At 59.6% G+C, this 9083-nt stretch carries 10 protein-coding genes and 1 pseudogene; 10 read left to right on the forward strand and 1 reads right to left on the reverse strand.

Features of this window, described 5'->3' with window-relative positions; translation table 11 throughout:
• The 9 genes and pseudogenes from C9413_RS21860 to C9413_RS21900 form a co-directional block, all read left to right on the forward strand.
• Positions 1-300 (forward strand): annotated as a pseudogene (locus C9413_RS21860) (lytic transglycosylase domain-containing protein); the annotation flags it as partial.
• Positions 301-315: 15 nt separating this feature from the next.
• Positions 316-1017, forward strand: a complete 702-nt coding sequence (locus tag C9413_RS21865; RefSeq protein ID WP_040114583.1) for a type IV secretion system protein — start codon at positions 316-318, stop codon at positions 1015-1017.
• Between the two features lie 2 nt (positions 1018-1019).
• The gene (locus C9413_RS21870; RefSeq protein ID WP_040114582.1) at positions 1020-1232 is read left to right on the forward strand and encodes a hypothetical protein; all 213 of its coding nucleotides are present in this window, start codon (positions 1020-1022) and stop codon (positions 1230-1232) included.
• Position 1233: 1 nt separating this feature from the next.
• Positions 1234-2259, forward strand: a complete 1026-nt coding sequence (locus C9413_RS21875) for a type IV secretion system protein (protein WP_170250903.1) — start codon at positions 1234-1236, stop codon at positions 2257-2259.
• A gap of 28 nt (positions 2260-2287) precedes the next feature.
• Entirely contained in the window at positions 2288-2980 is a 693-nt protein-coding gene (locus C9413_RS21880) for a type IV secretion system protein (protein ID WP_040114580.1), read from the forward strand.
• 23 nt (positions 2981-3003) lie between these two features.
• Complete coding sequence (locus tag C9413_RS21885; protein ID WP_040114579.1) at positions 3004-3789, forward strand: TrbG/VirB9 family P-type conjugative transfer protein; 786 nt, start codon at positions 3004-3006, stop codon at positions 3787-3789.
• Positions 3786-5036 carry a type IV secretion system protein VirB10 gene (virB10, locus tag C9413_RS21890; protein ID WP_040114578.1) on the forward strand — a complete coding sequence of 417 codons (1251 nt, stop codon included), beginning with the start codon at positions 3786-3788 and terminating at the stop codon, positions 5034-5036. The genes C9413_RS21885 and virB10 overlap by 4 nt, the downstream gene beginning before the upstream one ends.
• On the forward strand, positions 4996-6024 hold the full coding sequence (virB11, locus tag C9413_RS21895; protein ID WP_040114577.1) for a P-type DNA transfer ATPase VirB11: 1029 nt from the start codon (positions 4996-4998) through the stop codon (positions 6022-6024). Before virB10 ends, virB11 begins: the two co-directional genes overlap by 41 nt.
• Positions 6021-8054 carry a type IV secretory system conjugative DNA transfer family protein gene (locus C9413_RS21900; protein WP_040114576.1) on the forward strand — a complete coding sequence of 678 codons (2034 nt, stop codon included), beginning with the start codon at positions 6021-6023 and terminating at the stop codon, positions 8052-8054. Before virB11 ends, C9413_RS21900 begins: the two co-directional genes overlap by 4 nt.
• Before the next feature lie 89 nt (positions 8055-8143).
• Here the strand turns inward: C9413_RS21900 and C9413_RS21905 are convergent, their stop codons facing one another.
• Positions 8144-8719: a hypothetical protein gene (locus C9413_RS21905; protein WP_052451737.1), complete on the reverse strand. Its 576-nt coding sequence runs from the start codon at positions 8717-8719 to the stop codon at positions 8144-8146.
• Between the two features lie 77 nt (positions 8720-8796).
• Between C9413_RS21905 and C9413_RS21910 the strand changes: the two genes are divergently transcribed.
• Positions 8797-9083 (forward strand): winged helix-turn-helix transcriptional regulator (locus C9413_RS21910; RefSeq protein WP_246703822.1); only part of this gene is annotated, 287 nt, incomplete at its 3' end.

The following is a 9083-nucleotide window of genomic DNA, read 5'->3' on the forward strand; positions in this document are numbered from 1 at the left end:
ATCCAGGATAGCTGGGACCACAATTCCACCGCGCGCAATGCTAATCTCGAGATGATGAACAACATCATCAAGCTCGCCACCGCGATGGCCGGTCTCGTCAATTCGCGAAACGCCGTCTCATCTGCTCACCTCTCCGGCTCGTCGCGCACCGCCACCCCCGACAGGGATGATGAAAAGCCGAGCGACGCCACGCACCCATGCGACGCGCGCCAGAATCTTGTTTGGAGCGATGAGGAACAGGCCTGCGTCGAAAGACGGGAAAATGAGAACCAGGTCCAGCTGATGCTGGAGCCTCAATGATGGGAGAATCGAGAGATGAGAACGATCCTTTGGGGCGGCCTCGCGCTGCTTGCATTTCCTGCGTCTGCATTGGCCGACGTGCCGGTCATCGACCGCACCAACTACGAGGTCGCCAAGAAAACGGCGGCGACGACCGGCCAGATCCTCGATACCAACAAGAACATTCTGACCACGGTCGAAGAGACGTTGCAGGCTGTCACCGGGGATCGTGGCAGCATGGCCGGGCCGCTGAAGAGCCTCGCCATCGGCAATGGCTTCAGCGTCGCGACAATCCCTTCCTTCGACAGCATCCTGAAAGACGGCGTGCCGAACTTTGGCAGCATGAGCGCCGATATTACAAAGGCGGCAACCGCGTTCATCAACGGTCTGCGACTGGTGAAGTCACTATCCGGAAAGGAGAACAGCAGTTTCTCCGGCGACAAGTCGTATGAGCAACTGGTGAACACCTTGCTCGGCGTTTCCGCTCTTATTAACGGGTCTCAACAGGCGATCGAGAGCCGTCGCAGCGCCTTCGAGCAGGCGGGCGCCCAAATCGGCACTGCTCAGGACATCAAAGGCTCGATCGACCAGAACACACAGCTTCAGGTGCAATCTGGCCTGACGCTCAACGAGCTGATCGGCGTGATGAACGGTGCCGTCACCTCATTGCAGGCCGAAAACCAGCGCCGCCTCACCGATATCTCCAACACCAAGAAGACGCTTACATACGGGAACTGACGATGCAACGAATCCTCGGTTTGCTCCTGGTTGCGGCGCTGGCCCTTGCGGCGACAGCCTGCGGGACCGTCAAAGAGAAAACAGCGCCCTGCAAGCGGCCGACAAACCTGATGTCCTTCGCCGAGGACCACAGACGCGAATGCGGACCGATGCGAGCCGTCAACGATCCGGCAGCGGCATTCGCCGCGATCGGCGTTCAGGAGGCACAGGAGTAAGATGCAGGATTTCCTCGGCGATCTTCTCGAGCGCATCGAGAACTCCGGCGCGACTTTTTCGGAGCAGGCCTATACGATCGTCGGCAACGAGATATTGCCGCTTTTGCGGTTGATGCTGGTCGTCTACGTCGCCTGGTACGGTCTGCAGCTCGTGATGGGCACGGCGCGCCTAGGGGTTGGCGAGATCGTGCTACGCATCATTCGCATGGTGATGATCCTGCTTCTCGTCAGCTCCTGGGGCAATTTCAATAATTTTGTCTATCATTGGATCAACGACACACCGGAAGATGTCGGCCGGGCGATATTGGCTGCCTCCGGAACCGGCATTACCGAGCCCACCAATGGCATGTCGATGATCTGGCAAACGGCCAATCAGGCGGCCTCAGTCTTCGCCGAGCAGTCGGGCTATTTTTCGATCCTCCCCAGCATGATTGGCCTCCTGATCATGGTCGGCGCCGGTGTGTTCATCGCTGTGGCCCTTGCCATCCTGATCCTTGCCAAGGTGATGCTGTGGGTGCTGATCGGCACCGCACCGATTTTTGTTTCGTGTTTTCTGTTCGATCGAAGCCGCCGCTATGGCATGGGCTGGTTCAATCAGGTCCTGACCTATGCACTGATCCCACTCTTCATCTACGTCGTCGCCGCCTTTCTGATCGCCGCGATGAATCCGGAACTGTCCAAGATCGATGCGGCGAGCGGCTCGAGGACCCTGGCGCTGGCGGATACCGCCGGCTTCCTGCTGCTCTGCATCGCCGGCGGGGTCGTCATGCTCTACATCCAGTCGATCGGCCAAGGGATTGCCGGCGGCATTGCGTCAGGCGTCGGAGGTGCTGCAACCGGCATCTCGCATCGATTTGGAATCCGATACCCGCTGGCCATGGCACGCGGCAGCGAAGCGGCGGGGCGCGGCGCCTATCGGGCCGGTTTCAGTTTAAGGAACCGAATCCGGGGCGGCGGGGGAGACGACGGGTCCGCGGTCAAATCAGCCATGCAAAGCAGAATATCCCAACAGGGCAACCCGACTTGAGCAGTGATTTTCGAGAAGATGAGAGAATATGGCTGACGTCAAAGACCTTGATTTACGAACCTATTATCAGAGCGGAGAGATTTGGGAGCAGGAGATCGTCCGACGAGCGAAACGATCGCGGGCGCTTGCCTGGTTCGTGACGATGATCTTCGGCACGATCACGTTGCTCAGCCTGATCGCCCTTGTCATGCTGGTACCGCTCAAAAGCTTCGAGCCCTATATCGTTGAAGTCGACAAGAACACCGGCTATGTCGAGGTAAAGACGGGACTCACGCGGCCCGTCGCCCTCACCGAACAGCAGGCAATCACCCAGGCGAACATCGTCCGCTACATTCGTGCCCGCGAAGGCTACGATCCTTATGCGATTGAGCAGAATTTCGGGATCGCCGCTCTGCTCTCTACGGGCAATGCAGCCCGCGAGCTACAGGACTTCCACAGCAAGACCAATCCGAAGAACCCGGCAAAAGCCTATGGCCGCAACACACGCGTCATGACCGAGATCGCGTCCGTGACCTTCCCCAACAACAGCACCGGCATTGTGCGCTTCTCCACAACGGAGATTTCGGATACAGATTCGATCGTCCGCCACTGGATCGCCGTGGTGCGCTACCGTTATACCGACACGCCCGCCACCAACGAGTGGCGCTTCGAAAACCCATTGGGGTTCCAGGTCTACGACTACCGGCGCGACCAGGAGACGGTGGTGGGGAGCGGTCAGTGACCCGACATTTCCCCATTTTCCTCATGATCAGCCTTGCCACTATTGCAGGCGCATGGGCTGCCGAAACGCCTTCTCCCGGCCGGCTCGATCCACGCGTCACGAGTATCGTCTACCAGCCGAACAACGTCGTGCGCGTCTTCGCGACCTACGGCATCTCGACCATGATTATCTTCGATGAGGGCGAAAAGTTCGAGACGATCGCCGTTGGAGACAGCGACAGTTGGGACGTGGTGCCGACCGACAAGGGCAACATCCTCTTCGTAAAGCCGAAGGCGAAGAACGCCGCCACCAACATGAACGTGGTGACCACCAAACGCATCTATTATCTCGAGCTCAGCGACTTCGCGCCGGAGGACAACAAAAAGATCTTCGGCATCCGCTTCATCTATCCCGACAAGGATCTGAATGCCTCGTTGCGTAAGGAAGCCGAGGCCCGGACCGCCTATCCGAACATTTCCGGCATCGACAAGGCCAACGTCAACATCGACTATTCCTTCTCGGGCGACGGCAGCCTGAAGCCGCTGGTGGTCTTCGACGACGGCAGGAAGACCTTCTTCAAATTTGAAGCCAGGGCCCCGGCGATTTTCGCGGTCAATGCCGACTTCACCGAGACGCTGCGCAACTTTCGGCGCGAGGGCGACTACATCGTCGTCGATGGCACCGCCACACAGTACACCCTGCGCGACGGCAATCAGTGGACCTGCATTTTCAATCTCCGCAAGCCCGACTTCGGCGCACCGGACCCTGCCATCATGGGGCCGGTCTTCGACAACAAGGCGACGACGCGCAGAAGGAGCGGCAACGAATGAAACGATCGCCAGAACTCGAAGCGATGCTGGAAGCCGACCAGAGCGAGGTGCGCGACCAGCGGGTGAAGCGCAAGCAAGTGCTCGGCGGGGCGGTGATACTGCTCGTTGGCGCTGCCCTTGCCTATGTCCTCGTCTTTGCACCCAAGAAGGCGGGTCAGGATGTCTTTCAGGGCGACGAGGAGTTCTCGACCACGACGTTTCGTCCGCCAACCTTCCTCCGCCAAGAGCCGGAACCTGAGCAGAAATCGGACGACCAGGTCATTCAGCTTCCCGAGCCTCCGCAGGAGAAAAAGGAAGACCCATCCGACACGACCGAATTCGACGTCCCGCCGCCACCGATCGCCATCGAAAAGACCGAGCAGCAGGGCGAACAGCCCGCGGAGGAATTCCCGCAGCGCTATCTCTCGAAACAGATCATCGTCGACTCGGCCAATGCCGATAGTGGTGATTTCGCATTGAACGGCGCAATCACCGAAGGAGCGCCGACCGTCGCGGGTGAGGATCGAAGCAGCAAGTTCCTCGCTACAGCCTCGGCGATCGGCGACCGATCGGCAAAAGCCCGCCAGATCGGCCGGATCGACGCCATGATACCGGAAGGTACGCTTATTCCCGGTCTTCTGGAGACGGCCATCAACAGCGACCTGCCCGGGCAGATCCGTGCGATCACCTCCCAGGACGTCTATTCCTTCGACGGCCGCCGCGTACTCATTCCGACAGGCACGCGTCTGATCGGTGAATACCAGTCGGAAGTCACCCGCGGGCAGAAACGCATCTTCGTCATCTGGACACGGCTACTTCGCGATGACGGCATCTCCGTACGCCTGAACAGCATCGGCACCGACAGTCTCGGCCGCTCAGGGCTGACCGGCACCGTCGATAACAAATGGCGCGAGCGCTTCGGCTCGGCCATCCTGCTTTCGATCGTGGGGGCCGCCTCGTCCTACCTCACAGGTCATGGGAACGGTTCCTACTCGAGCAGCAATGGAAATGACGAATCAGATTCCGATCAAGCTGCCGAGCTCGCCAGAGAGACGATCGCCCAGACCTTCTCCGACATGGCCAACCAGGCACTCGGAGAAAACCTTCGCATTCCGCCGACGATCAGCGTCCACCAGGGCGAGCGCATCTTCGTTTACGTTCGTCAGGACCTCGACTTCTCCGCCATGTACCCGGATCCGGTCGAGGAAGCATTGAAGGAGATCAAGCATGAGCGAGGCCTCGGCACGGGTCACGGCGCCCGGCAATGATCCGCATTACTTTCTGAAGCGAGCGCTCTTGCCTTTGGCGGAGTTTCTCGACGACCCGCAAGTCGTTGAGATTTCCGTCAACCGCCCCGGCGAGGTCTTCGTCGAACGCCTTGGCGCCGACCATATGGCGTTTTATGCCGTGCCTGCGTTAACGGCCGCCGAGATCGAACATATCGGCGAGCGCGTGGCCGCCGTCAGCAATCAGTTCATCAGCCGCATCAATCCTCTGCTCAGCGCCGCGCTGCCCTCCGGCGAGCGTATACAAGTGGTCCTCCCGCCTGCGGCGCCCGATGGCGGCGCCATCTCCATCCGCAAGCAGGTGATCAGCGATCTCACGCTGGCGCAGTATCGGGATAGTGGCGCGCTGGACAAGGTATCAGTGACCGTCGGCGGCTTGAGCGCAACTGAGGAGAAACTTTTAGCCCTGTTGGACACGGATCGGATCCATGACTTCATCGTGACGGCGGTGCGCGAGCGTGTCTCGATCCTGATCAGCGGCGGGACGTCCACCGGCAAAACCACTTTCCTCAATGCCTGCCTCAAGAGCATCGACGAGCACGAACGCATCCTGACACTAGAGGACACGCGCGAGCTCTTCCCGCCCCACCGCAACAGCACGCATCTCTTGGCCTCGCGCGGCGATCAGGGAACCGCGCAGGTGACGATCCAGTCGTTGCTGGAGGCATCGCTTCGCATGCGGCCGGACCGGCTGTTCGTCGGTGAGGTCCGCGGCGTCGAGGCCTTCGCGTTCCTGCGCGCCGTCAACACCGGTCATCCGGGCAGCATGTCGACCGTCCATGCCGACACGCCGATGGGCGCCTATGAACAGCTTGCGATGATGATGATGCAAGCCGGCGTATCGTCCGGTTATTCGAAGCAGGATCTGATGTCGTACATCCGCATGGTCATTCCGATCGTCATCCAGCTGCGCCGCGACGGCGGGCGGCGCGGCGTCTCCGAGATTTTCTTCTCCCGGCGGTCCTCGTGAGCAGATCCTACCAGGCAGTCTATCTGTTCTTCTGCCTTCTGATCGCCGTCGCGGTCTGGATGTTGAGCTATAGCGTGATCCTCCAACTTGTCTGGAAGGATGGCCGCATCCTCAATCTTGTTACGACCACCAATCCACTCGCGCCGTTCCAGCAATTGCTGGCCTATTCGAACAGTCGGCCTCTGCAGCTGGTCGCCGCCGGCGCCCTCGTGCCCTCCATCGTTATTGCGTCAATCGCAGCGATCGTTGGTCTGCGGCGCCCGTCGAGCCCGCTCGGCGACGCAGCCTTCCAAGACATGGCGTCGCTGCGGCGCGGTGGGTGGTTTCGCAAGGATGGCCACGTGTTCGGACGGGTCGGACGCAACATTCTCCGCCGCAAGGACGACCGGCATCATCTGATCATCGGCCCGACGCGCTCCGGTAAGGGCGTTGGCTATGTCATTCCCAATGCGCTCATGTTTCCCGGCTCGATGATCGTCACTGATCTCAAAGGCGAGATTTTCGAACACACCGCTGGCTATAGAAAAGCGAAGGGGCACCAAGTCTTCCTCTTCTCGCCGGGTGCAACCAAAACGCATCGCTGGAATCCACTCGACTTCGTACGCAGTGATCGCGGCAGCCGAACTACCGACATCCAAAACATGGCGAGCATCCTGATCCCGGAAACCATAGGCTCCGAAAACGCCGTCTGGCAGGGTGTTGCACAGCAGGTGATCGCCGGCATCATCAGCTACGTGCTGGAAAGCGCGCACTACAGGAACCGCCGTAACCTCGGTGAGGTCAACAGCATCTTCAATTCCGGCGTCGATCTACAAGTGCTGATGAAGCTCATCAAGGAGAAGGAGCCTTATCTCACGCGCTTCACGACCGAGAGCTTCAACGCCTACATCGCGTTGAATGAGAGAGCAGCCCGTTCGGCGCTCCTCGACATCCAGAAGGCCTTGGCGCCGTTCCGCAACGAACGCGTCGTCGCCGCGACCAGCGTAACGGACATGGACCTTGCCTCGCTGCAGCGCCGGCCGGTCAGCATCTACCTGGCGCCAAACATCACCGACATGACGATCCTGCGACCGTTGCTCACGCTCTTCGTGCAGCAGGTCATGGACCTGCTTACCCGCGAGCATAATCCGACCGGAGTACCCGTTTACTTCCTGCTCGATGAATTCCGGCAGCTGAAGAAGATGGATGAGATCATGAACAAGCTACCTTATGTGGCCGGCTACAACATCAAGATGGCCTTCATCATCCAGGACCTGAAAACCCTCGACGAGATCTATGGGGAAACTGCTCGCCACTCGCTGCTCGGCAATTGCGGCCTTCAGCTCATCCTCGGTGCCAACGATCAGGCAACCGCAGAATACGCCTCTCGTGCGCTCGGAAAGCGCACCATCCGCTATCAGTCGGAATCGCGCACCCTCGAACCTATGGGCCTGTCGCGGCGAACCAAGGTTGAACAGATCCGCGAGCGAGACTTGATGATGCCGCAGGAGGTTCGCCAGATGCCGGAGGACCGGATGATTCTGCTCGTGGAGGGCCAGCACCCGATCTTCGGAGGGAAGCTTCGCTATCATACGACACAGCCATTCAAGACTGCCGCCGACTATGCCCGGCAGCAACGACAGGAACTCCCTGACCTGGAGTTCCAAGCAACGATGCCGGTTCCCGCGCTGTCGCCGGAATACGATCTCCTTGGAAGTTCAGGCAATGAGAGTCAGCCCACAGAGAAAGATCCATCACAGGCCCTTGAGGCTCCTACCTATCCGAAGTGGGTGGCGCGAAGCGTAGAGAAAATGCCGGCAAAAGCGGGCCGACCCAAATCCAACGCGCCGGCCGATGCAGCGCCGGGATCCGCTGTCGATGATCTCTTCACCAGGACCGAAGAGCGCATCCTGCCGACGGCGGCGAAATTGAAATCGGCCATTGCAGCATCGTTGGCCCGGTCACCGGATATGCCTCCAAGACAACGTAAGACCATCCAAGAAATCCTTGCACAAACCGTTCCTGATCCTGCGGAGATCGGGCTGGAGTGAACGAGCGCTCTAAGGACAGGACACCACGCGGAGACGATTTAGCAATCCTTTCACTCAGCAATTTCGCCTGTCTGTATCCTGCAGCAAACTTATACTTTTGCGACTGAGGTTTTCGACAAATCAGAGAGAGAGCGCGGCTTGCAGAACGCTGCGATGGCCGAGCAGACGCCAGCGAACTGCAAAACCGCTCCGCCGGCCTCGGCAAGATACGGCAATCGGCCCTCGAACATGAAGCCATAGGCGAGACCGAACACCGTTTCCGCAACAATGAGCTGGGCGGAAAGAGCAAGGGGCAGGCGACGGGAAGCGACAACCCAACACCAGGTGGCGAACCACGAGCTGGCTAGTCCCATCACCAACGCCCATCCAATGAAGTGGAAGGTTTCAGACGCGGATGCCGTATCCGTCAGCTCGAAAGAGGCCAGCGGCAACAGGAGAAGGCTTCCGATCGCCGCGCCGACACCTTGCAGTCCTGTCCATTGCAACCCATCCGGCGCGTCGCCGGACCGCATAACCGCTGCATTCACAAGACCATAGGCGATCCAGATCGCCAACGCCGCAGAGCTGGCGAGAATGCCGAGCATGATCGAGGCCGTATCTGAAACGTCAGCCGCGCTGATTGTCACGACATTTACGATGGCGACGCCGATTGCGATCAACACCAAGCATGGGACAATCGGGTAGTTTTCTCGTCATGTCGAAGCCAAAAGCGCCTCATAACCTTCAATCCAGAAACTCAACGTTGGACGAGACGGACGCGCGCATTCTTGCCGCGCTCGATTCTGATGCACGATTGTCGATGAGCGAGCTTGCCCGCCTTATCGGCATGTCCGCCCCCAGTATGTCGGAGCGGGTTCGCAGACTGGAAAATGCCGGCGTCATCCGAGGGTTTACACTTGGAGGCGCTACGCGCGCCAACGGCGACCAGCTACGGGCGATGGGTGGGGAAAGACCGTTACGCGGCAAACCTACATTGGGGGGAAAGCTCGTTCAGGAAAGGCCGGGGGTTGGCGGATGCGGACAAGAACG

This window comes from Rhizobium sp. SEMIA 4085, from assembly GCF_013004495.1.
GTDB lineage: Bacteria > Pseudomonadota > Alphaproteobacteria > Rhizobiales > Rhizobiaceae > Rhizobium > Rhizobium gallicum.

What these genes read in the sequence shown, in the direction of transcription:
- C9413_RS21880 (WP_040114580.1), top strand. Translation starts at nt 2,288, where the DNA reads ATGGCTGACGTCAAAGACCTTGATTTACGAACCTATTATCAGAGCGGA.
- C9413_RS21875 (WP_170250903.1), top strand. Translation starts at nt 1,234, where the DNA reads ATGCAGGATTTCCTCGGCGATCTTCTCGAGCGCATCGAGAACTCCGGC.
- C9413_RS21865 (WP_040114583.1), top strand. Translation starts at nt 316, where the DNA reads ATGAGAACGATCCTTTGGGGCGGCCTCGCGCTGCTTGCATTTCCTGCG.
- virB10 (WP_040114578.1), top strand. Translation starts at nt 3,786, where the DNA reads ATGAAACGATCGCCAGAACTCGAAGCGATGCTGGAAGCCGACCAGAGC.
- C9413_RS21885 (WP_040114579.1), top strand. Translation starts at nt 3,004, where the DNA reads ATGATCAGCCTTGCCACTATTGCAGGCGCATGGGCTGCCGAAACGCCT.
- C9413_RS21870 (WP_040114582.1), top strand. Translation starts at nt 1,020, where the DNA reads ATGCAACGAATCCTCGGTTTGCTCCTGGTTGCGGCGCTGGCCCTTGCG.
- virB11 (WP_040114577.1), top strand. Translation starts at nt 4,996, where the DNA reads ATGAGCGAGGCCTCGGCACGGGTCACGGCGCCCGGCAATGATCCGCAT.